This window comes from Amycolatopsis sp. BJA-103 (genome assembly GCF_002849735.1).
Classification (GTDB): Bacteria; Actinomycetota; Actinomycetes; order Mycobacteriales; family Pseudonocardiaceae; genus Amycolatopsis.
Genome location: NZ_CP017780.1, coordinates 7,569,558 through 7,596,504, shown reverse-complemented (window position 1 = coordinate 7,596,504; position 26,947 = coordinate 7,569,558). Strand labels below are relative to the sequence as shown.

24 protein-coding genes are annotated in these 26,947 nt (G+C 69.2%); 12 read left to right on the top strand and 12 right to left on the bottom strand.

The window, feature by feature from the left end; genetic code table 11:
• Nucleotides 1-48 precede the first annotated feature (48 nt).
• From BKN51_RS33975 to BKN51_RS33955, 5 genes are all read left to right on the top strand, one after another.
• Entirely contained in the window at nt 49-2,148 is a 2,100-nt protein-coding gene (locus BKN51_RS33975) for a PhoX family protein (protein WP_101611498.1), read from the top strand.
• Between the two features lie 130 nt (nt 2,149-2,278).
• Nucleotides 2,279-3,919, top strand: a complete 1,641-nt coding sequence (locus BKN51_RS33970) for a DUF7850 domain-containing protein (protein ID WP_233223048.1) — start codon at nt 2,279-2,281, stop codon at nt 3,917-3,919.
• A gap of 32 nt (nt 3,920-3,951) precedes the next feature.
• Nucleotides 3,952-4,569: a class I SAM-dependent DNA methyltransferase gene (locus tag BKN51_RS33965; RefSeq protein WP_101611496.1), complete on the top strand. Its 618-nt coding sequence runs from the start codon at nt 3,952-3,954 to the stop codon at nt 4,567-4,569.
• Between the two features lie 53 nt (nt 4,570-4,622).
• Nucleotides 4,623-6,347 carry a hypothetical protein gene (locus tag BKN51_RS33960; RefSeq protein ID WP_101611495.1) on the top strand — a complete coding sequence of 575 codons (1,725 nt, stop codon included), beginning with the start codon at nt 4,623-4,625 and terminating at the stop codon, nt 6,345-6,347.
• A 14-nt stretch (nt 6,348-6,361) separates the two neighbouring features.
• Nucleotides 6,362-7,048: an SDR family oxidoreductase gene (locus BKN51_RS33955; RefSeq protein ID WP_101613620.1), complete on the top strand. Its 687-nt coding sequence runs from the start codon at nt 6,362-6,364 to the stop codon at nt 7,046-7,048.
• A 309-nt stretch (nt 7,049-7,357) separates the two neighbouring features.
• Here the strand turns inward: BKN51_RS33955 and BKN51_RS33950 are convergent, their stop codons facing one another.
• Genes BKN51_RS33950 through BKN51_RS33940 form a run of 3 tightly spaced genes read right to left on the bottom strand, consistent with a single transcriptional unit; the run spans nt 7,358 to nt 11,109 of the window.
• A complete protein-coding gene (locus BKN51_RS33950; protein ID WP_101611494.1) occupies nt 7,358-8,665 on the bottom strand; it encodes an amidohydrolase family protein in 1,308 nt (435 codons plus the stop codon).
• A gap of 15 nt (nt 8,666-8,680) precedes the next feature.
• Nucleotides 8,681-9,331 carry a response regulator gene (locus tag BKN51_RS33945; protein WP_101611493.1) on the bottom strand — a complete coding sequence of 217 codons (651 nt, stop codon included), beginning with the start codon at nt 9,329-9,331 and terminating at the stop codon, nt 8,681-8,683.
• The gene (locus BKN51_RS33940; RefSeq protein ID WP_369862257.1) at nt 9,328-11,109 is read right to left on the bottom strand and encodes a sensor histidine kinase; all 1,782 of its coding nucleotides are present in this window, start codon (nt 11,107-11,109) and stop codon (nt 9,328-9,330) included. The genes BKN51_RS33945 and BKN51_RS33940 overlap by 4 nt, the downstream gene beginning before the upstream one ends.
• A 242-nt stretch (nt 11,110-11,351) precedes the next feature.
• On the opposite strand from BKN51_RS33940, the gene BKN51_RS33935 reads away from it, so the two are divergent.
• Both BKN51_RS33935 and BKN51_RS33930 read left to right on the top strand, forming a co-directional pair.
• Nucleotides 11,352-12,074 (top strand): ABC transporter ATP-binding protein, encoded by a 723-nt coding sequence (locus BKN51_RS33935; RefSeq protein ID WP_101611492.1) that lies wholly within the window; start codon nt 11,352-11,354, stop codon nt 12,072-12,074.
• Nucleotides 12,074-14,332, top strand: coding sequence for an FtsX-like permease family protein (locus BKN51_RS33930; protein ID WP_101611491.1), 2,259 nt, complete (start codon nt 12,074-12,076; stop codon nt 14,330-14,332). The genes BKN51_RS33935 and BKN51_RS33930 overlap by 1 nt, the downstream gene beginning before the upstream one ends.
• 215 nt (nt 14,333-14,547) lie before the next feature.
• Here the strand turns inward: BKN51_RS33930 and trmB are convergent, their stop codons facing one another.
• The 6 genes from trmB to BKN51_RS33900 form a co-directional block, all read right to left on the bottom strand.
• Nucleotides 14,548-15,231 carry a tRNA (guanosine(46)-N7)-methyltransferase TrmB gene (gene trmB / locus BKN51_RS33925; protein ID WP_217359088.1) on the bottom strand — a complete coding sequence of 228 codons (684 nt, stop codon included), beginning with the start codon at nt 15,229-15,231 and terminating at the stop codon, nt 14,548-14,550.
• A 43-nt stretch (nt 15,232-15,274) separates the two neighbouring features.
• The gene (locus BKN51_RS33920; RefSeq protein WP_101611489.1) at nt 15,275-15,826 is read right to left on the bottom strand and encodes a hypothetical protein; all 552 of its coding nucleotides are present in this window, start codon (nt 15,824-15,826) and stop codon (nt 15,275-15,277) included.
• 159 nt (nt 15,827-15,985) lie between these two features.
• On the bottom strand, nt 15,986-16,738 hold the full coding sequence (locus BKN51_RS33915) for a hypothetical protein (protein ID WP_101611488.1): 753 nt from the start codon (nt 16,736-16,738) through the stop codon (nt 15,986-15,988).
• Entirely contained in the window at nt 16,735-17,655 is a 921-nt protein-coding gene (locus tag BKN51_RS33910; RefSeq protein ID WP_101611487.1) for an ABC transporter ATP-binding protein, read from the bottom strand. The genes BKN51_RS33915 and BKN51_RS33910 overlap by 4 nt, the downstream gene beginning before the upstream one ends.
• 171 nt (nt 17,656-17,826) lie before the next feature.
• Nucleotides 17,827-18,558 (bottom strand): ABC transporter permease, encoded by a 732-nt coding sequence (locus BKN51_RS33905; RefSeq protein ID WP_101611486.1) that lies wholly within the window; start codon nt 18,556-18,558, stop codon nt 17,827-17,829.
• A 29-nt stretch (nt 18,559-18,587) separates the two neighbouring features.
• Nucleotides 18,588-19,526 carry an ABC transporter ATP-binding protein gene (locus tag BKN51_RS33900; protein ID WP_101611485.1) on the bottom strand — a complete coding sequence of 313 codons (939 nt, stop codon included), beginning with the start codon at nt 19,524-19,526 and terminating at the stop codon, nt 18,588-18,590.
• Between the two features lie 190 nt (nt 19,527-19,716).
• On the opposite strand from BKN51_RS33900, the gene BKN51_RS33895 reads away from it, so the two are divergent.
• Together BKN51_RS33895 and BKN51_RS33890 are read left to right on the top strand one after the other, a co-directional pair.
• A complete protein-coding gene (locus BKN51_RS33895; protein ID WP_101611484.1) occupies nt 19,717-20,307 on the top strand; it encodes a TetR/AcrR family transcriptional regulator in 591 nt (196 codons plus the stop codon).
• Nucleotides 20,297-21,208, top strand: coding sequence for an SDR family NAD(P)-dependent oxidoreductase (locus tag BKN51_RS33890; protein WP_101613618.1), 912 nt, complete (start codon nt 20,297-20,299; stop codon nt 21,206-21,208). Before BKN51_RS33895 ends, BKN51_RS33890 begins: the two co-directional genes overlap by 11 nt.
• Nucleotides 21,209-21,546: 338 nt before the next feature.
• Here BKN51_RS33890 and BKN51_RS33885 read toward each other — a convergent pair whose 3' ends face one another.
• From BKN51_RS33885 to BKN51_RS33875, 3 genes are all read right to left on the bottom strand, one after another.
• Nucleotides 21,547-21,957: a VOC family protein gene (locus tag BKN51_RS33885; protein ID WP_101611483.1), complete on the bottom strand. Its 411-nt coding sequence runs from the start codon at nt 21,955-21,957 to the stop codon at nt 21,547-21,549.
• An 81-nt stretch (nt 21,958-22,038) separates the two neighbouring features.
• Nucleotides 22,039-22,695: a response regulator gene (locus tag BKN51_RS33880; RefSeq protein ID WP_039923149.1), complete on the bottom strand. Its 657-nt coding sequence runs from the start codon at nt 22,693-22,695 to the stop codon at nt 22,039-22,041.
• Nucleotides 22,692-23,900 (bottom strand): histidine kinase, encoded by a 1,209-nt coding sequence (locus BKN51_RS33875; RefSeq protein ID WP_442857691.1) that lies wholly within the window; start codon nt 23,898-23,900, stop codon nt 22,692-22,694. The genes BKN51_RS33880 and BKN51_RS33875 overlap by 4 nt, the downstream gene beginning before the upstream one ends.
• 151 nt (nt 23,901-24,051) lie before the next feature.
• Here BKN51_RS33875 and BKN51_RS33870 point away from each other — a divergent pair, with 151 nt between their 5' ends.
• The 3 genes from BKN51_RS33870 (at nt 24,052) to BKN51_RS33860 (ending at nt 26,798) form a co-directional block, all read left to right on the top strand.
• Nucleotides 24,052-25,635 (top strand): dynamin family protein, encoded by a 1,584-nt coding sequence (locus BKN51_RS33870; protein ID WP_101611481.1) that lies wholly within the window; start codon nt 24,052-24,054, stop codon nt 25,633-25,635.
• Between the two features lie 63 nt (nt 25,636-25,698).
• Nucleotides 25,699-26,178 (top strand): YqeB family protein, encoded by a 480-nt coding sequence (locus BKN51_RS33865; RefSeq protein WP_101611480.1) that lies wholly within the window; start codon nt 25,699-25,701, stop codon nt 26,176-26,178.
• Nucleotides 26,175-26,798 carry a TetR/AcrR family transcriptional regulator gene (locus BKN51_RS33860; protein ID WP_101611479.1) on the top strand — a complete coding sequence of 208 codons (624 nt, stop codon included), beginning with the start codon at nt 26,175-26,177 and terminating at the stop codon, nt 26,796-26,798. Before BKN51_RS33865 ends, BKN51_RS33860 begins: the two co-directional genes overlap by 4 nt.
• The last annotated feature ends 149 nt before the right edge of the window (nt 26,799-26,947 follow it).

Below are 26,947 nucleotides of genomic sequence, written 5' to 3'. Positions count from 1 at the left end.
CGTTCCCCCGACTGGACTACGTGAACCCACCGCGAACATGGAGGCCTTGTGTCCTTCGAGCCTCAGCGGCTCCTGCCGTTGATCACCTCCCATCCCGGCGGCCGCTCCGCGGTCACCTGTGAGTACCGCTGCGGCAACGCGTGTGCCCACCCCGAGCCGAACACCTCCGACAACGAGTACTTCGGCGACGTCGTCAAGAGCATGCTGTCCCGTCGTGGCGCGCTGAAGGCGAGCGCCGTGATGGCCGCCGCGGCCGGAGGTTTCGCCGCGCTGTCCGGCACCGCCGCCGCCGAGACCCCGGCCGACGTCGCGGCCGCCGGCCACGGCAAGCCGGGCCGCCCCGGCCGTCCGGTCCCCGGCACCGACTTCACAGCGGTGCCGCCGAACAAGCTCGACGCGGTCACCATCCCCGAGGGCTACGACCAGCGCGTCGTCATCCGCTGGGGCGACGCCGTCGAATTCGGCGCCCCGAAGTTCGACTTCCGCAAGCAGACCGCGGCGGCGCAGGCGAAGCAGTTCGGCTACAACAACGACTTCGTCGGCCTGATCCCGCAGGACCCGCTGGGCATCCGCAACCTGCTGGTGGTGAACCACGAGTACACCACCGAGGTCCACATGTTCCCGGCCGACCAGTACGACCCGGCCAACCCGACCGAGGAACAGGTCAAGATCGCCTGGGCCGCGCACGGCCTCTCGGTCGTGCAGACCTTCCGCGACCCGATCGGCGGGGCGCTGCGCGCGGTGCCGAGCCCGTTCAACCGCCGCATCACGCTGAACACCGCCTTCGAGGTGCGCGGCCCGGCGGCCGGGTCGAAGTTCCTCAAGACCTCCGCGGACCCGACCGGCCGCAAGGTCTTCGGCACGCAGAACAACTGCGCCGGCGGCGTGACCCCTTGGGGCACCGTGCTTTCCGGTGAGGAGAACGTCAACCAGTACTTCGCCAACGCCGCGTCGGTCACCGACCCGGTCGCGGCCGCGCGCCTCAAGCGCTACGGCTTCTCCGGCGCCGCGACCACCCGCAAGTGGGAGCGGTTCGACAAGCGCTGGGACCTCGCGCAGGAGCCGAACGAGGCCAACCGCTTCGGCTGGGTCGTCGAGATCGACCCGAACGACCCGAACTCGACGCCGATCAAGCACACCGCGCTCGGCCGGTTCAAGCACGAGGCCGCGAACATCAAGATCACCAAGGACGGCCGCGTCGCCGTCTACTCCGGTGACGACGAGCGCTTCGAGTACATCTACAAGTTCGTCTCCAAGGGCAAGTACAAGCCGGGCAAGAGCGCGCACGCGCGGCGGCACAACTCCGCGCTGCTCGACGACGGCACCCTGTACGTCGCCCGGTTCACCGGCGACAGCCCCGGCGAGATCGACGGCACCGGAAAGCTCCCCGCGGACGGCGAATTCGACGGCGTCGGCGAGTGGATCCCGCTGGTCTCGGGCAACAAGTCCTTTGTGGACGGTTTCACCGCCGAGGAGGTCTACGTCTTCACGCGGCAGGCCGCGGACAAGGTCCAGCCGACGAAGATGGACCGCCCCGAGGACATCGAGCCCAACCCGGTCAACGGCCGGATCTACGCGGCGCTGACGAACAACAGCGACCGCGGCGCGGCGGGCAAGGCGGGCGTCGACGAGCCGAACCCGCGCGTCAACAACCGCAACGGGCACATCCTGGAATGGGACGAGGACCGCGGCGACTCGGCCGCCACGAAGTTCAAGTGGCGTCTGCTGCTGGTCTGTGGCGACCCGAAGACGGCAGACACCTACTTCGGTGGCTTCCCGAAGGACCAGGTCAGCCCGATCTCGTGCCCGGACAACGTCGCGTTCGACCGGCACGGGAACCTGTGGATCTCCACCGACGGCAACGCGCTCGGCTCCAACGACGGCCTGTTCTCGGTGCCGGTCGACGGTCCGGAGCGCGGGCACGTCAAGCAGTTCCTGTCGGTCCCGGTCGGCGCGGAGACCTGCGGCCCGGTGGTGACCGACCACCTGGTGCTCGTCGCCGTGCAGCACCCGGGTGAGAACGCGGCCAGCTCCGCGAACCCGACGTCGCACTGGCCGGACGGTGGCACGGCGCAGCCGCGGCCGTCGATCGTGTCGGTGTGGAAGAAGGGCCGCTGGGGCCAGGTCGGCCGCATCGGCGTCAAGTAGGGGGGCGGGGTGCCGCCGCCGTGGGAAGACGGCGGCGGCACCCGATCACTCTCGGTTCTGCCTGATCGGGGCGATCGTCGACACGGTTCAGCGATTACGGAACCGGGACCGGGTAACTAGCTTCAGCCCTGTGAAAAGGGCACTGGTGTTGATGACGACCGGGACACTCCTGCTGAGTGCGGGCGCTTTTCCCGCGCTGGCGCAGGCTCCGGCCGTCCCGTCCGGCTGCACCGGCGGCGCCGCGCCGAACCCGAGCGTGGAGCAGGGCAGCCCGCCCGCCGGGTACACGTTCAACCCGGCCGCCCCGGTGCCGACAGGGACACCGAAGAGCAAGCAGCCCCGGCTGTCGACGATGGGCGGCTACCAGCAGGACGGCGGCAAATACGCCCTGATCTCGACGCCGGACAAGATGGTCAGCACCGCCTACGCGGCGATGAAGTTCGTGCCCGGCGCCGTCTACACGCTGACCGACTGGACCGGCACGAACGACGACAACCTCCGTCGCGCGGACGCCGTCCGGGAAACGGGACTGCGGTTCTACAACGCGTCGAACAAGGTCGTCCTGGAGAACAAACTCAAGGTCACGCACGCCGTCGAGACCGACGGCAAACTGGCGAGGCAGGACTTCCCGCCGTCGACCGCCCCGCCGTCGGCCAGTTCGGTGAAGTTCTTCGCCGCCACCGACCACAACTGGGTCATGTGGGACTGCGTGCACCTGCAGGTCGCCTCGTTCGCGGCGAAGGCGGAGGTGCGTGATCCGGCGAGCGGTGCCTGGGGCGCCACGGCCACCCTCGAAGCGGGCACCACCGCGAACTACCGGTTCACGGTGACCAACGACGGCACCACGACGCTGACCGACATCAAGGTCGACGACCCGTACTGCGACGTGAAGTCCGCCCCGATCGCGAGCCTCGACGGCGGCAAGTCCGCCACCGTCACGTGCGACCACAAGAACGTCACCGAAGCGGACAACGGCCGCGTCAACACCGTGACCGTCTCCAGCGGCAAGCTGCCGAAGAAGACCGCGACCACGACCATCAAGGTCACCCCGCCGCCCGCGATCGACGAGATCGGGGAGCTCGTCTGGAACGACGTCGACCGGAACGGCCTGCAGGATCCCGCGGAGCCGGGTGTCCCGGGCGTGAAGGTGACGTTGAAGGACGCGTCGGGCACCGCGCTCGGCACGCTCACCACGGACGCCGCCGGCAAGTACCGCTTCACCAAGCTGAAGGACGGCATCTACCAGGTCTGCTTCGACATCAGCGCGCTTCCGCCCGAGTTCGCGGGCTACACGTACACGGCGAAGGACGCGGGTGACGACGCGAAGGATTCGGACGCCGATCCGGCGACCGGCTGCACCGCGACCACCACGGTCGGCCCCCGCAAACGCCTGGACCTGACGCTCGCCGCCGGACTCACCGCGCCGATGAGCAAACTGGGCGACTTCGTCTGGCTGGACAAGGACAAGGACGGCCTGCAGACCCGCGACGAACTCGGCGTCCCGGACGTGAAGGTGACGTTGAAGGACGCTTCCGCGAAGGAGATCGGCTCGACCGTGACCGGGCCGGACGGGCGGTACGTCTTCGAACGCTTGCTTCCGGGCTCCTACCAGGTCTGTTTCGACGCCGGGGCCCGGCAGCTGACCCGGTCCGGCGCGGCGCAGTACAACGGCACCGACTCGGCGGCGGATCCCGCGACCGGGTGCACCCCGGTGACCGCTCTGGGGGCGCCGGAGGACCTGACCAGGGACGCCGGGCTGATCGAGCCCTGAACTGTCGGTGGGTGCCGCTAGCGTCGCCCACCGTGACCACTCACCTCGATGCCACCCGCGAGTCCTACGACACCGTCGCCGAGGACTACGCGGTGCGGGTCGGACAGCTCTTCGACCAGGAGCCGATCGGCCGCGCCATGCTCGCCGCGTTCGCCGAGCAGGTGCGCGGCCCGGTCGCCGACGTCGGCTGCGGCCCTGGCCACGTCACCGCTCACCTGGCGTCACTCGGCCTCGACGTCACCGGTGTCGACTTGTCGCCGAAAATGATCGAAATCGCCCACCGCAAGTACCCTGACCTGCGGTTCTCCGTGGGTTCGATGACCGCTCTCAAGATTCCGGACGGCGAACTGGGCGGCCTCGTCGCGTGGTGGTCGATCTTCCATCTGCCGCCCGAGGTGCTCCCGGCGGTGTTCGCGGAGTTCCGCCGCACGCTCGTGACCGGCGGTCGGCTGCTGGTCGGATTCCACGTCGGCGACGAGCGGTTGAGCCCGGAGACGGCGTACGGCCACCCGGTCACCTACGACGCGTACCTGCTGGATCCCGGCAGGGTCGCCGAGCTGCTGGGCCAGGCCGGCTTCGAGGTCACCGCGCGGCTGACCATGGAAGGGAGGAAGCTGCCACAGTCCTGCCTGTCCGCCCGGGCGGTTTGACTCGCGGCCCGCGGACCTGATCTCCTGCGCACGAAACCGAGCCGGGCGGGGCCATGACGCAGACGAGCACGACCACGGGCGAGAACACGCCCGGCTGGCCTTCGCGCACCTGGTTCCGGCGGCCGTCGACCTGGACTTGGTTCGGCTTCGGCCTGGTGCTGATGGTCTACGCCGACCTCGCCTGGCGCCGCCGCTGGATGAGCGACGACGGGCTGATCGTGCTGCGGACGGTCCGTCAGATCCTCGCGGGCAACGGGCCGGTGTTCAACGTCGGCGAGCGGGTCGAGACCAACACCAGTCCTTTGTGGACGGCGATCCTGAGTGTGTTCGGGCTGATCCCGGGAGTTCCGCTGGAGTGGATCTCCGTGGTCACCGGGCTGGTCTTCTCGGTCGCCGGGCTGTTCTTCGGCCTGGACGGTGCCCGGCGGCTCTACCAGCCGCTGGCGTTCCACGGGCTCGCGCCCGCCGGGGCGCTGGTGGTCTGCGCGCTGCCGCCGTTCCGCGACTTCGCGACGTCCGGGCTGGAAACCGGCCTGATCACCCTGTGGCTGGGCGGCACCTGGTGGCTGCTCGTCCGCCGTCTGTCCACAATGGATGAACTGCGCACCTGGCCGGTCGCGCTCGTCGCCGGGCTGGGGCCCTTGGTCCGGCCGGATCTCGCGCTCTTCAGCGGTGTCGCCTTGGTGGCGCTGGTGGTGCTCCTGCGGCCGGGACTTCGCCCCGCGCTGGTCCTGTTGGCCGTGGCGGGCGCGCTTCCGTTGGCGTATCAGGTGTTCCGGATGGGCTACTACGGCTTGCTGACGCCGAACACCGCGTTGGTCAAGGAGGCGTCGGAGGCGAACTGGGGCCGAGGTTGGGCGTACCTCGCCGATCTCTTCCAGCCGTACTGGCTTCTGCTGCCGGTCCTCCTGCTCGCCGCCGCGTTCCTCACCATGAAGTCCACTATGGACAGAACCTTCGTGATGCTGACCGCGGTCCCGCTCGTCGGTGCGGTGCTGCTTTCGCTGTACGTGATCAGGGTCGGCGGCGATTTCATGCACGGGCGCATGCTGCTTCCGGCGCTGTTCTGCCTGCTGCTGCCCGTGCTGGCGCTGCCGATGACCAGGGTGACCACCGCGTTCCTGCTGGCCGTCGGGATCTGGGCGTTCGTGGCGGCCGGTTCGCTTCGCCCGCCGTATTCCGCCGAGCCGCGTGCCGTCGGCGTCACCGACGAGCGGTCGTACTGGTCGCGGGCGACCGGGCACGAACATCCGATCCTGGCCGAGGACTACGCCGACCACCCGTCGATGCCGTCGGTACTGAGCGCCGTCCGCGGCGTGGAAGGCCCTGCGGTGCTGATCCAGGACTACGCGACCAGGCGCTGGTACGCGTATCCGACGGACCGGTCGTACGTGACGGTCGCCGCGGACAGCATCGGCGCCCTCGGCCAGCTGATCCCGCTCGACCTGCGGCTGCGCGACGGTTACGGCCTCGCCAACCCGTTCGCCGCGCACTCGACGTCGCTCCCCGACGGCCGGACCGGGCACCAGAAATGGCTGCCCCCGGTGTGGGAACTGGCGAATTCGGCGCGGCTTCCGATCGCCGAGGGCGGCCCGGTCCGCGCCAAGGACGTCGCCGCCGCGCGGGTGGCGCTCAGCTGCCCGGAGCTCGTGGCGATCGACGTGTCCGTGCGCGATCCGCTTACGGCGGGCCGGTTCGCGGACAACCTCATCGGCTCGTTCGCGCGCGGCTCCGTGCGGTTCCCCCGGGTGGCGTCGCCGCCGGTCACCTGCGGGTGACTAGCGTGACGGTCATGGCTGATCTTCCCCTCGCCCTCGTCACCGGTGCCACCCGCGGAATCGGCGCCGCCGTCGCCCGCGCGCTCGCCCCCACCCACCGGCTGCTGCTCGGCGGCCGCGACGCCGACGCGCTCGGGGAACTGGCGGGCACGCTGCCCGACGCGAGGCCGTGGCCGATCGAACTGACCGATGCCGAGGCACTGGAGACGGCGACCGCCGAGTTCGGCGAACTGGACGTGCTGGTGCACTCGGCGGGCGTCGCGCGCCTCGGCACGGTCGAGACGGCCACCGACGCCGACTGGCGGGCGAACTTCGAGGTCAACGTGCTCGCGGTCGTCACGCTGACCAGGCAGCTCCTGCCCGCGCTGCGTGCCTCGAAGGGGCACGTCGTCGTGATCAACTCGGGCGCCGGACAGAACGCGCGTCCGGGCTGGGGCCCGTACGCGGCGAGCAAGTTCGCCGTCCGCGCCTTCGCCGACGCGCTGCGGGACGAAGAAACCGCGCTGCGGGTGACGTCGATCTACCCCGGCCGCACGGACACCGAGATGCAGCAGGCGATCATCGCCGACGAAGGCCGCTCGTACGAGCCGGAACGCTTCCTGCGCCCCGAATCCGTCGGGGCCGCCGTCCTCGCCGCGGTCTCCGCCACCGGCGACGCCCACCCGACCGACGTGATCCTCCGGCCCCGGGGCCTGGTCTAGCCGCTGCACTGCTCTCCGCTTCGCGGCCCGCTGTTCCCAATGTCGCATTTGAGTCGCTGAGCGTCTCAGATTCGGCATTGGCTCACGCATGTCTTGAAGGGCACCTTTGGGACGTTGAGCGTCCCAAAGGTGCCCTTCAAGACACCCGCGCCTTCCCTGAAGCACCCTCGCGACCCAGTTGTCCACACCGCCTCACCGTTGTGGACAACCCAGCCTCACCAGGCACTTTCCCCCGGTCCCGCCCCCACGGTCCCGATAGACTGGCCTCGGGGCCGCCCCCTGGGACGGGTGGGGGGCTGCGTAGGTGAGTTAAGAGCGCAGGCGTGCCGAGGTTTCGGCTACTTCGGCCTGCACCTTGGCGCGGTCCACCCGCAGGGATTCGCCGTCGCCGACGACCTGCTCGCCCGCCACCCACACGTCGCGCACGCGGCGCGAGCCCGCGGCCCACACCAGGTTCGAGAGCAGTTGCTCGTCCGGGACGTCGATGCCCGCCGCGAAGGCCGGGTCGTCGAGGTCGACGTGCACCATGTCCGCCCACCGGCCGCTTTCCAGCGCGCCGATGTCGTTCCGGCCCAGCGCGTCCGCGCTGCCGCGGGTGCCGAGCAGGAAAGCGTCGGCCGCGGTCAGCACGGTCGATTCACCGGTCGCGAGCCGCGCGAACATCGCCGAGAGCTGCAGCTCCTCCCACAGGTCGATGTCGTCGTTCGACGCCGGGCCGTCCGTGCCCAGCCCGACGGCGACACCGGCCTTCCGAAGCTCCGTGACCCGCGCGATGCCCGAAGCGAGCTTCGCGTTCGAGCCCGGGCAGTGCGCCACCCCGACCCCGCGGGCGGCGAACAGCGCGATGTCCTCGTCCGACAGGTGGATGGCGTGCGCGGCCAGCGTCCGGCCCCGCAGCATCCCGATCTTCTCCAGCAGCGCGGGCACCGAGCCGTGCTCTTCACGCTGCTTGACGTCTTCGAGCGCCGCCTCGGCCACGTGGATCTGCACGAGCGCACCGCGTTCCGCCGCCGATTCCGCGGTCGCGCGCAGCGCCTCTTCGTTCAGCATGTACGCCGAGTGCGGCCCGTAGCCGACCTCGATCCGCTCGCCGGGACCGAACCGCAGGCCGTCGGTGTCGATCCAGCGTTCGATGCCCTTCAGCATCGCGCGCCAGTCCATCCCCGGCAGTTCCATGATCGGCGGGCCCAGCACCACCCGGCCACCGGTGGTGAGCACCGCGTCGGCGAGCTGCTCGCTTTCGAAGTACATCTCCGCGCTGGTCGTGACACCGTGCCGCAGCATCTCGACCGAGCCCAGCATCATGCCGGTGCGGATGTCGGCGGGCTTCAGCTTCGCTTCGGCGGGCCAGATGATCTCGGTCAGCCATCGCAGCAGCGGCAGGTCGCCGCCCATCCCGCGCAGCAGCGTCATCGGGCTGTGCGCGTGCGCGTTGACCAGACCGGGCAGGAGGAGACCGCTCAACCGGGTCACGGGAGCGGACGTTTCGGGAGCCCCGGATACCGGGCCGACATGGGTGATCCGCCCCGCCTCGTCCACGTCGACCACGGCGTCACGCAGCAACGAGCAGGCGGGGTCGGCGGGCAGAACGACAGGTGCGTGGAAACGGCGTTGCATGACCAGAGCCTACTTTCAGTCCACTACACCGCTCCTCCACGCCCAGGCAGCGATCTCCACCCGGTTCCGCGCACCCACTTTGCCCTGCACCGACGCCAGATGTGTCTTCACCGTCGAAAGCGACAGGAACAGCTCGGCCCCGATCTCGGTGTTCGTCAGCCCCTTCGCGGCCGCCTTGACCACGTCCAGCTCCCGCGCGGTCAGCGGCTCCGAAGGCGGACTGACGTCGCGTTTCACCGTCCCGCCGTCGAAATGCTTCAACAGCCGGACGGTGATCTGCGGCGAGACCAGGGCGTCCCCGCGCGCGGCCGCGCGCACCGCCTCGATCAGCAACGCGGGCCCGGCGTCCTTCAGCAAGAACCCGCTCGCGCCGTTGCGCAGCGCGGTGTGCACGTACTCGTCGAGGTCGAAGGTCGTGACCACCACCACCTTCAGCGGATCGACGACGTCCGGACCCGCCAGCTGCTTGGTGACCTCGAGCCCGTCGATCCCCGGCATGCGGATGTCCAGCAGGCAGACGTCCGGGCGCAGTTCACGCGCCTTCGCCACCGCCGAGACACCGTCCGCCACGTCGGCGACCACCTCGATGTCGTCGTGGCTGTCCAGGATCATCCGGAAGCCGATCCGCACCATGTCCTGGTCGTCGGCGATCAATACCCGGATCACTCTTCTCCTTCAAGTGGTAGCCACGCTTCGACGCGCCATCCGCCGCCCGGCGCGCGGCCGGCGGAGAGCCGGCCGTGCAGCAGGGCGACACGTTCACGCATCCCGATCAGACCGTAGCCGCCCGACCCGCCCGCCGGACGGCGCTCCGGCTCGCGTCCGTCATCGGTCACCTGGAGGTGCAGTTCGTTCCCGGTCACCTCGGCGATCACCAGCGTCTCCTTCGCGCCGGACGCGTGCTTGCCGACGTTCGTCAGCGACTCCTGCACCAGCCGCAACGCCGACCGCCCGACCTCGTGCGGCACGTTCGGCGGCAGTTCGAGCTTCATCGACGTCTTCACGCCGTGATTCGCCCGTTCGATCAGCGTCCGCAGGTCGGCGGCGAGATCGGTGGTGGCCTGTTCGCTGAACTCGCTGCTCCCGGCCGGGGCGTCCCCGCGCATACTCCGGACGAGCCGCCGCATCGCCGCGAGCGCCTCCACCCCGGCGTCCTCGATCCGGCCCATCGCCTCGACCGCGACCTGCGGGTTCTTCTCGCCCATCATCTTCGCCGCCTGTGCCTGTACGACGATCCCGGTGACGTGGTGCGCGACGACGTCGTGCAGTTCGCGCGCCAGCGCCATCCGCTCCGACGTCTGCGCGTCGCTGATCGCCGACTGGATGACCTGCGTGCGCTCCGAGTCCCGCGAACGCAGCGCCAGGCCGATGGCCACCGAGATGCCGAGCAGCAGTAGCGCGGCGACCCCGTACCCGGCGATGTCGTCCGGGTCCGTCATCAGCCTGGAAGTCGGCCGTTTGGTGTTGAGGATCGAGGAAAACGCGACGACTCCGGTCAGCACCGCGAGCCGTGGCAAGGCCTTGGCCAGCCCGACCGTGCGGACCAGCGTGACGACCACTCCCATCCCCGCGACGATCTGTGTCCCCGGCACGCCGCCGGGCAGCGGGTAGTGGTAGCCGAGCCGGAGGAACGGTGTGACCAGCGTGGAAAGCAGCATGACGGCGGCGAGCGCGACCAGCGCGTCGGCCGGTCGCCGCGGCGCGGCGACCGCGATGATCGCGGTGACTATCGAGCAGGCCAGGATGGGCAGGCCGTGCGCCCCGCTGGTGTAGGTGAAGTTGAATTCCAGGATCAGCGCGATGCCCAGCATGCCGATGAGCGGCCACTGGCCCATCACCAGCTTGTTGAGTTTCTGCAGCTTCTCGTGGCTTTTCGGATTCGCCGTGCGGTCGCGCCCGGGAATCGCGAAGACCAGCGTGCCGCCCAGCAGGATGCCGCCGAACAGCATCGCCTGCGCCATGGTGCCGCCCGAGCCGCTGTTGTAGTTGTAGCCGTACCGGCCGGACACCGCGGTCAGAGTGGCCAGCACCAGTCCGGAGATCACGGCGAACGCCACACCGGGCCGCGTCCGGCGCGCGGCGTAGAACAGGATCTCCACCCCCGCCACCACCTCGGTGATGGACAGGTGGGTGAGCACGCTCGAGTAGGTCGGGACGTCGAAATACCGGACGAACAGCGTGCAGGCCACCAGCACGACCGAAGCCGCGACGGCGGCCACCGCGGCCCGTTTCTGCGCCCAGAGCGCGCAGAACACCATCGCGAAGATGCCGGGGAACAGCAGCAGGTCGATGCCGCGAGGCCCCGTGCCGTCGACCGCGGCGTCGGTGATGAAGAGCAGGTCGAACGCGAACGCGGCCAGCAGCACGACGGTGGGCATGCCGAGACGACGCACGAGTGAACTCACGCGTGCGTAGAACTTGTTCTGCGATGGACCTGCTGTCACACCGTGACGGTAGAGGATCCGCCGCCGTCCGCACCTTGGCCGACCGGCCCGACCCACCTCGGCCGATCGGCCGATGCGGGGGTGATCAGCACTGGCCGTCTGCCCGAAGTGGACAGACGACGGATTCGCGAAGCTGATCGCGGCTGAAGTGACCAAGGTCTTTTGATCTTTTGAAGTCGCGCCCCTTTTGACCGTCAGGTCCCGTGATCGTGATGGCAGGGCGCCTTTGCGTGGGAGGTAACGTGAATTCCGAAGCAGCGCCCTGGCAGCACGATCACGGCAGGCGCGATAGTGACGCGGTACTCGCCGGACGTGGGCTGGTGAAGCGGTACGGCACGCAGCACGCGCTGGCCGGGATCGACATCGACATCCAGGCGGGTGACGCGGTCGCCATCGTCGGGCCTTCCGGCTCAGGCAAGACCTCCCTGCTGCACGTACTCGCCGGGATCCTCCGCGCCGACTCCGGGCAGATCTTCCTCGCCGGGCAGCGGGTCGACCAGCTCAACGAGCGCAAGCGCAGCGAGCTGCGGCGCACCGAGTTCGGCTTCGTGTTCCAGTCCGGCATGCTCGTCGCCGAATTGAGCGCCGAGGAGAACGTCGCGCTGCCGTCGCTGCTGAGTGGCAAGGGCCGCAAGGAATCCATCGAGGCGGGCCGCGAATGGCTGGCGAAGCTCGGCCTCGAGGGCAAGGAGAAGCGCCGCCCTGGTGAGCTCTCCGGCGGTGAGGCGCAGCGCGTCGCCATCGCGCGGGCGCTGACGCACCGGCCGAAGGTGATCTTCGCCGACGAGCCGACCGGCGCACTCGACACCCGCACCGGCCGCGCCACCATGGACGCGCTGCTCTCGGCGGCCGCCGACAGCGGCGCCGCGGTGATCGTCGTGACGCACGACCGCGAACTCGCCGAAGCCATGCCTCGCACCGTCTCCATCCGCGACGGCCTGATCGCGACGAGGTTGGCCGCCTGATGAACAGCTTCCAGCTGGCCATGCGGGTGCTCCGGGTCGACCGCCGGACCCGCACGTCGGCCATCCTCACCGCGGTCGGGGTCGCCGTCGCGACCAGTCTGGTGCTCCTGCTGGCCTCCCTCCCGGGTGCCACGCAGGCCCGCTCACAGCGGGCGATCTGGCAGGACATCTACAGCTACAACGCGCCTTCGAGTTCGGGCGACACGGCCAAGCCGTCGGGCCCGCTGCTGATGGCGGCGAACAAGGACTACTCGGGTGGCCGCGAGATCATCCGCGTCGACATCGCCCAGACCGGCACCGCGCCGATGCTCAGCCTCCCGCCGGGCATCCCGAAGCTGCCGGCCCCCGGTGAGTCGATCGTTTCGCCCGAACTCGGGAAACTGATCCAGTCGACGCCGCAGGCCCAGCTCGGGGACCGGTTCGGCAAGCTCGTCGACTCGCTCGGCCCGGATTCGCTGATGTATCCGGAGCAGCTGGTCGCCGTCGTCGGCCACACCCCGGAGTCGATGCCGCAGTCGGCGCTCGCCGCGGACGGCTTCCCCAACAAGCAGGCGAAGCCCGACCCGATGCTCGAACTGCTCGCCTGGGTCGGCGTCATCGTCCTGCTCGTGCCGAGCCTGGTGCTCGTCGCGTCTTCGGCCCGGCTCACCGCCGCCCGGCGTGAGCTGCGGATGGCGGCGCTGCGGCTGGCGGGCGCGACCCCGGGGCAGGTGACGAAGATCGTCGCCGCCGAGACGGCGTTGTCCGCGGTCGTCGGAGCCCTGCTCGGCATCCTCGTGGCACCGGCGCTCCAGGGTCTCTCGACGTTCGTCCCCTGGGCAGGTGGAACCTGGCTCGCGTCGGACTTCAGCCTTTCGCTGGGCTCGACCATCGCGGTCGCCGTGACGATTCCGCTCCTGGTGGTCTTCGCCGGTATTCTCGGCATCCGCCGCGTGCTGAAGACGCCGTTGTTCGCGGCTTCTGCGCACGCTCGCAAGCCACTGCACTGGTGGCGGCTGCTCGCGGTCCCCGTGGCCGGCGCCTTCTTCCTCTTCGCGGTCACCCAGGACGAGTCCAGCCTGCCGATGGTGATGTTCGGCCTGTTCCTGCTGGTCGGATCGGCCGCGATCATCGGGCCGTGGGTCACCTCCGCGGTGGGCGGAACGTTCGTCCGGGTCTGGCGCAAACCGGCTTCGCTGCTGGCCGGGCGCAGGCTCCGTGACGATCCGAAGAGCGCCTATCGCGCCACGGCGGGTGTCGTGCTCGCGGTGTTCACCGGCTCGATGGCGCTCACGCTGCTGCCCTCGTTCGAGTCGATGGCGGGCGGTGGCCGGACCTTCAAGGACAACGTCCTCTACGCCGAGAGCGACGCGACCCACGCGCGGCAGATCGCCGAGGGGACCAACGCCTCCCTCGCCCGCAACGGGATCACCGACAAGGCCCTCGCGGTCGGCCAGGTCTACCTGTCCACCGGCGAGCCGGGCACCCGCGGCCAGACGCTGCAAAGGGCCTTCGTCATGACCTGCGAGGACGCCACGAAGCTGCTGCGGGTGAACATCGGCGGCGCCTGCGGTCCGGAACCCGCGATCTACAGCAGTCACAAGCTCGACCCGGCGTCGTACAGCGTGACGTCGGACTACGACAAGGCCGGCCCGCAGCTGAATCCGCAGGCTCCGATGCGCCTCTACCCGGAAGGTGACGAGGACACGTCGAGCACGATCGTGATCGACCCGGCCCTGATCCCCGCGGGTGTCCAGCTGGAGCGGTTCGACGTGGTCGTGCCGACGACCCCGGCGAACGGCGAGGTCGTGCGGACCGCGCTGGTCGGGGCGGCACCGGGCCAGGAGGTCGTCAGCCGTGGCCTGCACCTGATCGGCCAGCAGCAGGAGCTCGGCGACCTGCGCCGGGTCACCGTGATCGGCCTGATCGCCGCCGGGGTGCTCGCCGGCTGCAGCGCGGCCGTCGCGACCGCCGGTTCGGTGATGGACCGCCGCCGCACCTTCGGAGCGCTCATCGCGGCCGGGACACCGGTCCGGGTGCTGGCGAGGGCGCTGCGGATGGAGGCGGCCCTGCCCGCGATGGTGGCCACCATCGGCGCGGGTGTGGTCGGGATCGGAGTCGGCGTCGGGCTCTACAGCATGGTCGAGAAGGACCCGGTCGTGCTGAGCCCGTGGCTGCTGGCGCCCGTGGTGCTGGGAATCGGGGTGGCGCTGCTCGGGGCATCCGTCTCGACCCCGGCGCTCAAGCGGGTGCAGTCGGAGCCGCTCGCCGAGGAGTAAAAGGTTCGCCCGAATGGCGTCATGGCGCCGGGGCGAGCAGGTCTCGTGGGTGGAGTCGGAGGTAACCACCCACGAGCCGGGTGCCCGGTCATCCCTCTGTCGGGGGATGGATGAACGGGCACCGGGGATGCGCAGGGGGCATTCCAAGGCACGGGGGTGTCGAGAAAGGGCCGGTCAAGGACGTGGGGACGTCCCTGACCGGCCCTTTCAGGCGTTTAGACCCGTTCGAAGATCAGGTCGTGCGAGATCCGGCCTTCGACGTCGGCGCGGTTCTCGAACTTCGTGACCGGACGCCACTCCGGGCGCGGGGCCCAGCCGCCGGGCTCGCCGGCGTGGCGGTTGCGCAGGAGCGGCTCGGCCGAGCAGACCTCCATCATCTGCTCCGCGTAGTTCTCCCAGTCGGTCGCCATGTGGAAGGTCCCGCCCGGCATGAGCCGCGAGGCCACCAGCGAGACGAACCCGGGCTGCACGATCCGCCGTTTGTGATGCCGCTTCTTCGGCCACGGGTCCGGGAAGAACAGCCGGACCCCGGCCAGCGAGCCCGGTTCGACGTGCGACGTCAGCAGCACGACGGCGTCACCGTGCATCAGCCGCAGGTTCTTCACCCCGAGCTTCTCCGCGCGCAGCATCAGCTGGCCCAGCCCGGGGTCGTACACCTCGACCGCGACGTAGTTGAGCTCCGGCGCGGCGGCCGCGAGCTGGGACGTGGTCTCGCCCATACCCGAGCCGATCTCCACCATGACCGGGGCCTGCCTGCCGAACCAGTCGCCGAAATCCACCGTGCCTTCGGGCAGTTCGCCGACCGTGCGGCCGAGCGACGGCCAGAGGTCGTCCCAGGCTCGCTGCTGCCCGACGGTCATCCGGCCGCCGCGTTTGACATAGCTGACCACGCTGCGCATCCGTGGCTGGTCCTCGTTTTCCACCCACTCATTAAACGTGGGGTTACCGGACGGCTTCGAACTCCCCCAGCCGTGAGCGCAGGCCGGCGAATCCGGCGACCGGGATCGGCGGTGGCGTCGTGCTGGAATGGGCGGGGAGAACGTCGATCCAACCGTCGTGACGGCTGGTGTTCAGCACCGTGGTCGGGATCGAATGACCGGACGCACCGCGTTCGGAAGGCATGAACTCCCAGTAGCCGGATTCTCCGTCCGCGGCCCACGGGACGAATTCCCAACCGGGCCGCCTGCCGAGCAGGCCCGCGATGCGGTCTTCGATGCGGAAACCGAGTTCCCGCGATTCGAGCCTGCCTTCCACGACGGCGCGAAGCCACCATGGTGCGGGGATTTCCCCGTGCATTCCACTGGACGCGCGGTACAGCGCGACAACGAGATCTTCGGGTGCGCGGTGTACCCAGGCGCGGCGAATATCGGATGGCCGGGTCGCGGACGCCACCGTGCGGGGCAGTTCGATCGCCTGTGACCATTCGAGGTCGAGCATGGGCTCGAGCCGGGGCTGCATACTTTCCGTGCGGGCTTGCGGGATCGTGCGTTCCACTCCCTGACCGGAATCCACCGTCAAGGATCACCTCCGGGGCCGAGAGCCGAAAATCGGCTCATCCCGAGCATCGCCCGGTCAGGAACAGTATGTCCGCATCCTGTGAGAGAAGCCACAGGCTCTTAACGTGGACTTAACTCCTTTGGAGGCGGTAAAAGCTCACGCGTCCCTTCGATGGGTGATCATCAGCCCGGCCGTATAGACAATCACGCAGATACCAGCGAAATAAGCCAAATAGCCCCAGGGACCCATTGGGGGTTCGAGTTTCATCATCGAAACCGTCAGATCCGATCCGGAAAACTGATTCGCCGCGAAGAACGGCATCCACTGGTAGATGTCGTCGCCCACGCGCGGAATCAGCAGGACGAGGCCTTCGATCAACTGCGTCCAGACCAACGCGAACCCGAGGGCGAACGCGGGGCTGCGGAACAGCAGGCCGAGCCCGACGCCGAGCAGCCCGGTCAGCGCGAAGGTCAGCCCCTGGCCCGCCACCGCGCGCCAGTCGGCACCGGAGTTCAACCCCAGGTCGGAGGCAGGTTTGATCAGATATGCGATCGCCCACGAGCCGAAACCCACCAGCAGCCCGATAAGTCCCGAGAACACGCCGACGACGGCGCCCTTCGCCAGCAGTGCGGGCACGCGGGACGGCACCGCCTGGAAGGTGAGCTTCAGTGTGCCCCAGTTGAACTCCGTCGCCGCCGCGAGAATGGCGAGGATCAGCACCACGGTGCGGGCGAGCGCGCCGGCGATCTGGGTCGAGTCGACGCCGGTCTGTCCCTCCAACGGAACGAAACCGAAGAACAACGCGGTGTAGGCGAGCGCGACCACGATCGCGATGCCCGCGCACCACCAGGGCGCGCGCGTGCTCAGCAGCTTGATCCGCTCCGCGCGGAGCATGTTCGCCGCGGTCATCGGACGCCCTCCGGGACCTGGCCGGTGCCGTATTCGACGGCTTCGGCGGTGAGTTGCATGTACGCCTGTTCGAGCGAGCCGGCGAGCGGCTTCAGTTCGTGGAGGGTCGCGCCCGCGGCGAACGCGAGCTCGCCGATGTGGTCGCTGTCCATTTCGGACACGATGAGCGCGCCGTCCTCTTCGCGGAATTCGGCGCCCTTGCCGGTCAGCGCCTCCCTCAGCTCGGGCAGCTGCGGGCTGCGGACCCGCACCCCGAGGCCCTTCGCGCGGCCGACGAAGTCTTCCATCGTGCCCTGGTAGATCAGCTTCCCCCGGCCGATCACGACGAGGTCCTGCGCGGTCTGCGCCATCTCCGGCAGCAGGTGGCTGGACACGAACACGGTGCGGCCCTCGGCGGCGAGCGCGTGCATCAGCTGCCGGATCCACACGATGCCCTCGGGGTCGAGTCCGTTGACCGGTTCGTCGAACAGCAGGACGCGCGGGTCGCCCAGCAGCGACGTCGCGATCCCGAGCCGTTGCGACATCCCGAGCGAGAACTGCCCGGCCCGTTTGCCCGCGACCGACCCCAGTCCGACCAGGTTGAGCACCTCGTCGACGCGCTTGTCGGGCAGGCCGTTGGTGGCGGCGATCCACCGGAGGTGCTCGCGGGCCGTCCGGCCGGGGTGCCGCCAGGTGGCGTCGAGCATGCCGCCGACCGTCCGAAGTGGATCACGCAGCTCGCGGTAGGGCTTGCCGTCGATGGTGACCGAGCCCGACGTGGGGTTGTCGAGCCCGAGCATCATCCGCATCGTGGTGGACTTGCCCGCCCCGTTGGGGCCGAGGAAGCCGGTCACCCGTCCCGCCTCGGCAGTGAAGGAAAGGTCGTTCACGGCGATCTTGTCGCCGTAGCGTTTCGTGAGTTTGGTGGCCTTGATCATCGGCCCTCCCTCCGGTGGATTCCGACATTACCCAACGTGCCGCCGCGAGGCCCGACGGGAAAGGACCGGGCTGCCCCCCGATAGGCGGCCCGGTCCTTGTTCCCCTTTTTCTCCCCGTCCGGTCGCCCGCTCCCCCGAGCCGTGCGACCGGCTTCTCCCCTGTGGAAGTCCTTACGCGTCGCGCTTGTTCGCGACGACCAGCGAGATGACCAGCAGGATCGCGGCGAAACCGGCGAAGTAGGCCAGCGCACCGCCTTGGCTCAGCGCCGATTGGGCCGCGGCGGATCCCGTGCCGTTGAGGAACCTGTCGGCGACGCGGAACGGCATCCACTCGTAGATGTCCTTGCCGATCCGCGGGATCAGCCGGATCAGGTTCTCCACCGCGAGGGCGTAGATCAGCAGGAGCGAGATGGCGCCGGCGCTGTGCCGGATCAGCACACCGATGGCGACCGCGATCACCGAGGCGAGGGCGAACACCACGCCCACGCCGGCGACGCTGACCCACTCCACGGTGGTGTTCAGCGCGAGATCTTCCGGCCGCATGACCGAGGCGAGGCCCCAGGCGCCGAACGCGGCGACCTCGCCGATCACGAGCGAAAGGAGCGCGACGACGCCGGTCTTGGCCAGCAGCGCCGCGGTGCGGTTCGGCACGGCCTGGAAGGTGGTCCGGATGGTGCCGAAGCGGTATTCGGTGGTCACCGAAAGCGCGGCGAGCACCATGATCACGGCCATCCCGAAGCCGTAGCCGAACTGGGTCAGGCTCACGTCGGTGAGTTCACCGGCGGGTGCGGCACCGGAGACGATGGCGGCGAAACCGATCACGACCGCCAGTGCGGCCAGCGCGCACCACCAGGGTGAGCGTGTGGTGAACAGCTTGATGCGTTCCACGGCGAGCAGAGTCATGGCGTTTCTTTCCTCAAAAGAGTGGTTGGCTACTGGGCGGCGGCGACCACTTCGGCGGCTTCGGTTTCGAGACCGGTGTGGTACTCGACCGAATCGCCGGTGATCTGCATGAAGGCCTGCTCCAGGGAGCCGGTCTGCGGGCTGAGCTCGTGCAGCACGATCTGGTTGGCCGCGGCGATCTCGCCGATCTTGTCACTGTCCATACCGGACACGACGAGCGATTTGTCGGCGTCGGTGACCTGGGCGCTCGCCTGCGCCAGCGCGGCGCGCAGCGCGGGCAGTTGCGGCGACCGGACCTTGACCGTGTTCTCGGCGGCCCGTGACACGAAGTCTTCGGTGGAGGACTGCGAAATCAGCTGTCCCTTGCCGATCACGATCAGGTGGCTCGCGGTGAGCGCCATCTCCGAAAGCAGGTGCGAGGAAACGAACACCGTGCGGCCCTCGTCGGCCAGCCGGTGCATGAACTTACGGATCCAGAGGATGCCCTCGGGGTCGAGGCCGTTGACCGGCTCGTCGAAGAGGAGGACCTCCGGGTCGCCCAGCAGGGCCGCCGCGATCCCCAGTCGTTGCGACATGCCGAGGGAGAAACCGCCGGCCCGCTTTCCGGCGACGCTGGTGAGGCCGACGGTTTCGAGCACCTCTTCGACCCTGGCCGCCGGGATCTTGTTGGATTTCGCCATCCACTGCAGATGCGCCCGCGCCGACCGGTTGGGGTGCACCCACTTCGCGTCCAGCAGTGCGCCGACCGTCCGCAGCGGGTCCTTCAGCTCGCGGTAGAGCTTGCCCCCGATGCGCACCTCGCCCGACGTCGGGTTGTCGAGGCCGAGGATCATCCGCATGGTCGTCGACTTGCCCGCCCCGTTCGGGCCGAGGAATCCGGTGACCTTCCCTCCCGCGACGGAGAAGGACAGGTTGTTCACCGCCAGTGTCTTGCCGTACCGCTTGGTGAGGCCCACTGCCTCGATCATGTCTGCTCCCCTCGGCGACTGCGATAGCAATCGTCGTCCATGTGGGTGGCCGAGCGCGTCATCCTGAGGTGCCAACCTGGTACCCGACCTGAGAAGTAGCTTGCCGTCTCCGGACGTCGTACGCGATCGGTGATACCCCTGAGAGTGACCCTGAATCGTCGGGGTTAATGAACCGTGGTTCAATAATCGTATGGCGAGGCCGCGCACCATCACCGACGAACGACTGCTGAAGGCGGCGGAGACCGTGATCGGCATGGTCGGCCCGGGTTTCACGCTGGCCCAGGTGGCGGCGGAGGCCGGGGTCGCGGTCGGCACGGTCGCCCAGCGATTCGGCTCGAAAAACGGTCTTTTGCAGGCATTGAGCCGGGCGAACACGGAGTCCGTCGTAGGGCGGATGCGGGAATGCGGCGAGCTGGCCGATCCCGTGGAAGGCCTGCGGGCCGCGGTCGTCGTGATCTACGAGGGCGTGGGTTCGGCGGAGACCGCGGCGAACCACCTCGGGCAGCTGGGGGTGGACATCGGGGATCCGGAACTCCGTGCCCTGTTGGGTGAACATTTCACCGCCGTGGAAGCGGAAATACGACGGCTGGCGCGCGCCGCGGCGCGTGACCTGCCGGGTGCGCCGGGTGTCGTCCGTGCGGCGAGGGTGCTGCTCGGAGTGGCGAACGGGGCTTCGCTGGACTGGTCGATCCGGCCGAAGGGCCGGTTCGTCGACCGCGTGGGGCAAGACGTGGACGCGGTGCTGACCGCGTGGAAGGGACGTGTCCGAAGTGGATCATAAAGTTGCCGTGGTCGCGGGAGCGACGCGAGGATGTGGCCGCGCGATCGCGGTGGAACTGGGCAGGCTCGGCTGGACGGTGTTCGTCACCGGCCGCACGACGCGGGAGCACCAGTCACCGATGAAGCGGTCGGAGACGATCGAGGACACCGCCGAGCTCGTCGACGCGGCGGGCGGCCGGGGAATCGCGGTCCGGACCGACTTCACCAACGTGTCCGATGTGGACGCGCTGAAGCGGCGTATCGAGTCCGAAGTGGACGGCCGGATCGACCTCCTGGTCGACGACGTCTGGGGCGGCGACCCGTTCGCGGATTTCGAGCGGGCGTACTGGGACTCCAGTCTCGACGACGCCCTCACACTGGTGCACAACGCGATCGACACGCATTTGATCGCGTTGCACCGGCTTCTCCCGCTGGTCGTGAAACGGGAGGGCGGTCTCGTCATCGAGGTCACCGACGGTGATCACGACGAGTACGTCGGCGCGGGGATCCCGTACTTCCTCGCGAAGTCCGGCATCCGCGCGATCGGCAGGGCGCTGGGCGCCGAACTGAAGAAGTACGGCTGCGTCGGCATGACCGTCACGCCGGGCTTCCTGCGGTCGGAGTCGATGCTCGACCACTTCGGGATCACCGAGGAGACCTGGCGGGACGCGGTGGGCAAGGCGGCCCCGGTCGACTTCGCCATCTCGGAGACCCCGACGCTGCTCGGGCGCGGTGTCGCGAAACTGGCGACCGACCCGGAGGTCTCGCGGTTCGCGGGCAAGACGCTGGCGTCGTGGACGCTGATGAACGAGTACGGCCTGACCGACGTCGACGGCTCGCGCCCCGACTTCGGCAAGTGGATGGCCGAAGTCAGGGACACGGGCAAGGATCCGGAGACGGCCGACCACACCCTGTACCGCTGAGACCAGGCTGGCCGGTCGAGTAGGGGGTGGGTCCGGTGCCCAGGCTCTCCTCTGCGGTACATGAAGGCCCCCTTCCTTGCGCCTAGGTACAGGAAGGGGGCCTTCATGTACTCGGGATAGGTGTGAAGCTGAGTCGAGGGCAGGGGTCCCTCACGCGCCGCCGCCCGTGACTACTGGGCTGGCGCCGCCGCCCGAGGCTGCGGAGGCGATCACGTAGTCCGTGAAGGCCTCCTTCCCTACCTTCAGGGTAGGCAAGGAGGCCTTCACGGACCTGCGACCAACTCCTGCCACAACCAGCAGGTACCTAAGACCCCTTCGGCTCTAACCCGAATCGCCACTCACGACCCGGCCAGCACGTCCAGGTAGTGCTGGTTGAACATGACGCCGAGGACGTTGCCGAAGGGGTCGATGACCGCCCCGGTCACGAAGCCGGGCCCGCGCTCGATGATCGGCTCGTACTCCTTCGCGCCCTTCTCGAGCAGCGTCGCGAAGGCTTCTTCGACGTTGTCGACGGCCCAGTTCGCGATCGCCCCGCCGGGGCCGGGCTGGGCCAGCGGCGGCCGGTAGTCGCCGCGGACCAGGCCGAATTCGTGCTGGTAGTCGCCGATCCGGAACTCGACGTACGCCGGCTTGTCGTCGGGACCGTTGCGGACGAAGTACGGCTCGATCCCGAAGAGGTCCGAGTACCACTCGATCGCGGCGGCCATGTCGTCGGCGTAGAACGTGGTGGTGGTGAGACCTCGCAGCATTTCCTTCTCCTCCGGTAGTGGCTCTGGAGACAAGGATCCACCGCAAAGTGCTCACCGAATGACCACTTTTCCGCGGGATTCTCAGGTGACCCCGGGACGCGCCAAACCGGTCTCGTAGGCGAGCACCACGGCCTGCACCCGGTCACGCAGATCCAGTTTGGACAGGATCCGCCCGACGTGCGTCTTCACCGTCGCCTCGGACAGGAACAGCGTCTCGGCGATCTCCAGGTTCGAGAGGCCCTTCGCGATCAGCACGAGCACCTCCCGCTCCCGTTCGGTGAGGACGTCGAGCTCGGCCGCGTCCCGCATCGGCTTCCCGCCGCCGCCGACGAACCGGTCGAGCAGCCGCCGCGTCACCGACGGCGAGACCACGGCGTCGCCCGAAGCGACCGCCCGCAGCGCCGAGACCAGGTGATCCGGCTGCGTGTCCTTCAACAGGAACCCGCTCGCCCCGCCCTGCAGCGCCGAATAGACGTACTCGTCCAGGTCGAACGTCGTCATCACGAGCACCCGCGCCGTCCCGGCCTCGACGATCCGCTTAGTCGCCTCGACCCCGTCCAGCACCGGCATCCGGACGTCCATCAGCACGACGTCCGGCCGCAGTTCCTCCGCCATGCGGATGGCCTGCGCCCCGTCACCCGCCTCACCGACGACATCGATGTCCGCCTGCGCGCCCAGGACCATCCGGAACCCGACGCGCATCAATTCCTGGTCGTCGACGACCACCACTCGGATCACGTCGCCAACCTAACCGGGAGTCTCGCGTGCACTTGCCACCCTCCACCGGGAGCGGGTCCGACCTCCAGCGTGCCGCCGAAGACGTTCGCCCGTTCCCTCATTCCGATCAATCCGTTCCCACCGGGGACCGAGAGTCTCCGCGGTCCTCCCGGTGCGGCATGTGACGCCGTCTTGGTGGCGGCGGGTACCAGCTGTTTCGCGCGGCCGGCGCCGTCGTCGGTGACCCGGACGTCGATCACGTCCGACTCCCGGCGCACCAGCACCTCCGCCTGCGCGCCCTGGCCCGCGTGTTTCAGCGTGTTCGTCAGCGACTCCTGGACGATCCGGTACACGCCGAGCGAGACCCCGGCGGGCAGCCCGGCCAGCGCGTCGCTGCCGATCGCCAGCGTCACCGGCACCCCCGCCTGGCGGATGCGGTCCGCGAGGTCGGTCAGCGCGCTCGCGTCCGGCTGCGGCACGCGCGGCTCGTCGTCACCATCGCTGCGGAGCACGTCCAGCAGCCGCCGCAGTTCGGCGAGCGCGCCGCGGCCGGTCTCCGAAATCGTCTGCAAGGCCCGTTTCGCCATCTCGGGATTCCCGTCGACCGCGTAGGACGCGCCGTCGGCCTGCACGACCATCACGCTCACCGCGTGTGCGACGACGTCGTGCAGCTCACGGGCGATCCGTCCGCGTTCTTCACCGACGGCGATCCTGGTCGCCTGGTCCCGTTCCGTCTCAAGTAGATGCAACCTGGCTTCCACCTCCTCGTGATAGGCGCGCCTCGCGCCCGCGAATTCGCCGAGCGTCCAGCACAGTGCGGTGGCGAAGACACCGATGATCGCCAGCACCCAGATGTCCTCCGGGGGATCGACCCACAGCTGGATCACCGAGGTCACGATCGTCGCCAGCAGGAACAGCAGCCCCTGCTTGCGGCCGACGTAGACCAGCACCGAGTAGACGCTGATCATGATCGCCAGCCCACTGGCCGCGCCCAGTTCGAGCGCGCCGTGGGGGATACCGATGGCCAGCAGCAGATACGCCGACCACAGCGTGGCCTTCCGCCGGAAGATCAGCGGGACGACCATCGCGATGTCCAGCGGAAGCACCACGTACCAGGGCGGCATCGGTACTTCCGGCGTCTCGACCGCCGCCACGAAGAACAGCAGGTCGGTCAGCAACAGGACGACGGCGATGAAACTGTCCCCGGCCATGGGGTGAGCACGCATCCAGAGGCTTAACCGTCGCACCTGGTAACACTATGTCGGCCATGGCCGCTCGCGCGTCGGTCGCCGGTACCACCTTCGGTGCGACCCGAGGATGAGCGGCATGGCACGATTCGACCCGGCAGGCTTTGACGACTGGGAGGGGACAGGCGCCGTGACGTCACCGACGGAACAGGGCCGTCTCGCCGGCCCGCTGTCGATGTCGGTGGCGAACCTCTGTCATCGCCTCCAGTCGCAGGTGTCCGCGCGGACCGCGGCCGGTTTCGCCGAGGTGCTGCGCAGACTGGGCGGTCCGCTCCAGGTCGCCGTCGCCGGCCGGATCAAGTCGGGGAAGTCCACGCTGGTCAACGCCCTGATCGGACGCCGCGTCGCGCCGACCGACGTCGGCGAGTGCACCCGGCTGGTGACCAGGTTCCAGTACGGCACCGTCGACCGCGTCGAGATCGTCTTCAACGACGGCCGCAAGCAGGTGCTGCCCTTCGCCGCCGACGGGATGATCCCGGCCGAGCTGGGTATCGACATCGACAAGGTCTCGCATATCGAGGCGTACCTCACCAACGCGGTCCTGCAGGGCATGACCGTCATCGACACTCCGGGCCTCGGCTCGCTCGACGCCGCGTCGGTGTCGCGGACCGAGCAGTTGCTGGGTGCGGCGAAGCACCGCAAGCCTGAAGACGAAGACGCGGAAGAAGACGAAGAGGGTTCCGACGAGCTCGACGACACCTCTCGCAACGCCGTAGCGGGCGCCGAGGCCGTCCTCTATGTGGTCACGCAGGGTGTGCGCGCCGACGACCAGCAGGCGCTCGCCGCGTTCACCGCCGCGACCGCGAGCCGCGAGGCGGGCCCGGTCAACGCGATCGCGGTGCTCAACAAGGCGGACACCATCGCGCCCGAGTCGGTCGAAGGCTCGGGCGGCGACGTGTGGAAGGCCGCGACGCTGCTGTCGGAGAAGCAGGCCTCGACGCTGAAGCCCCGCATCGCGGACGTGCTGCCGGTGATCGGGCTGATCGCGGAGTCGGCGGAGTCCGGCGGGTTCACCTCAGGTGACGCCGAGGCGCTGCGCCAGCTGTCCGAGATGGACGACGACATCCTCGAGACCATGCTGATCTCGGCCGACATCTTCACCAGCTGGGACTGCGACGTCGCGGCGGGCGTCCGGCTGCGGCTGCTGGAGAAGCTGGACCTGTTCGGCGTCCGGTACGCCGTCGAAGCGATCCGCAAGGAACCCGAGATCACCGCGGGCTCGCTGCGGCGGAAGCTGCTCGACGCCTCCGGCCTCGAAGCCGTCCGCCAGCGGTTGAGCATCGTCTTCGCCGCCCGCGCCGACGGCATCAAGGCGGCCGCCGCGCTGGCCTCGGTCACCGCGCTGGCCCACGCCTCGGGTGACCCGGCCGAACGGCAGCGTGTCCACGACGCGATCGAGGTCCTGCTCGCCAAGCCCGAAGCACACCAGCTGCGGCTGCTCGAAGCGCTCACGCTGGTCGCGTCCGGCGCTGTCGACATGCCCGAGGACCTGTCCGAGGAGGTCCTGCGGGTCGGCAGCAACGCCGACATCGGCGCCCAGCTCGGCAAGCCGGGCGCTCCCCGGGCCGAACTCGCCGCCCACGCCCTCGAACGGGCCGGCTGGTGGCGCTCCTTCGCGTCCTTCGGCGCGACGCCCGCCCAGAGCCGCGTCGCGCACGTCGTGCACCGGGCGTACTTCCTCATCTGGCAGCAGATCCGCGACCCCCAAGCCTGACCCCCGCGGCCTGTTCCGGACCCGGGATTGATAAACCGAGCGCTCGGTCTAATAATGGACCCCATGGAAACGATCGTCGACGAGCCCCAGTGGCTGCGCACGGCCTCCTGGCTCGGCTGCCCGCTGGTGGGTGCCGCGCTCGGCTGGTTCCTCCAGTCGATCGCGGACTGGGTGGTCTCCCTGAGCTGGGTCCCGTTCAAGGGCCCGTTCCAGCTCGTCTCGGACATCCCCGATCCGTGGGGCCCACTCGCCGGGGCGGGCGCCGGGCTGGTCCTCGGCCTGCTGTTCGCCGCGGTCTGGGCGCACGAGCGGCTGATCGTCAAGGTGACGCCGACCCGCATCACCCTCACCGTCAAGGGGCGCACCCGCGCCTACGAGGCCAAGCTGCAGGCCGTCTTCCTCGACGGCAAGGAGCTCGTCCTGCTCGCCGCCGATGGTCGGGAGCTGGCACGAGAGAAGGGTGACGTCGACCGCGCGGCCGTCGCCAAGGCCTTCACCGAGCACGGCTACCCCTGGCACACCGAGCCGCCGGCGGTGAAATGAGGACGGTCGACCCGGCCAAGCACGAGGCGAAACGCCGCGCCATCCTCGACGCCGCCACGGTGTGCTTCGCCGAGAAGGGGTTCGAGAAGACGACGACGGCGGAGATCTGCCGCGCGGCGGGGATCAGCACCGGCAGCCTGTTCCACTACTTCCCGAACAAGCGCGCGGTGTTCGTCGGCATCTTCGAACAGGACGGCGACGAGACCGCGGCCCTGCTCGCGGCCGCCGGGGAGATCGAGGACCCGTGGGAGGCCATCCTCCTCATCCTCACGTACATGTCCGAACAGCTCCTGCAACCTCTCGCGGCCAAGCTCGTCCTCGAGGTCGCCGCGCAGTGCGCCCGCGACGCCGAACTGGCCGAACTGGTCCAGGGCAACGACCGCGTCCTGCGCGACGGTCTCGTCGGTTTCGTGACCAGGGCGGTGGAGACGGGCCGGATCGACCCCGGCATCGAACCGGAGGTGACGGCCAGCTGGCTCGTCGCGTTGATCGACGCCCCACTCTCCCGCGTGATTCTGGAGCCGGACCTCGATCCGGCCGCGGAACTCGCGGTGATGAAGGTGCTGATCACCAGATTCCTTCGCCCCGTTCTGCCCACACGGAGCAGATCCAACAGCTAAGGTGGCCGAGGTCTTTTGATCTTTTGAAGTCGCGCCTTTCGGCCGTCAGGCCCCGCTATCGTGATGGCAGGGCGCGCCTGTCGGGTGAACGCGACCGGACTACGAGAGGCGCGCCCTGGCAGCGCGATCGCGGGGGCGCGATAGGTGGC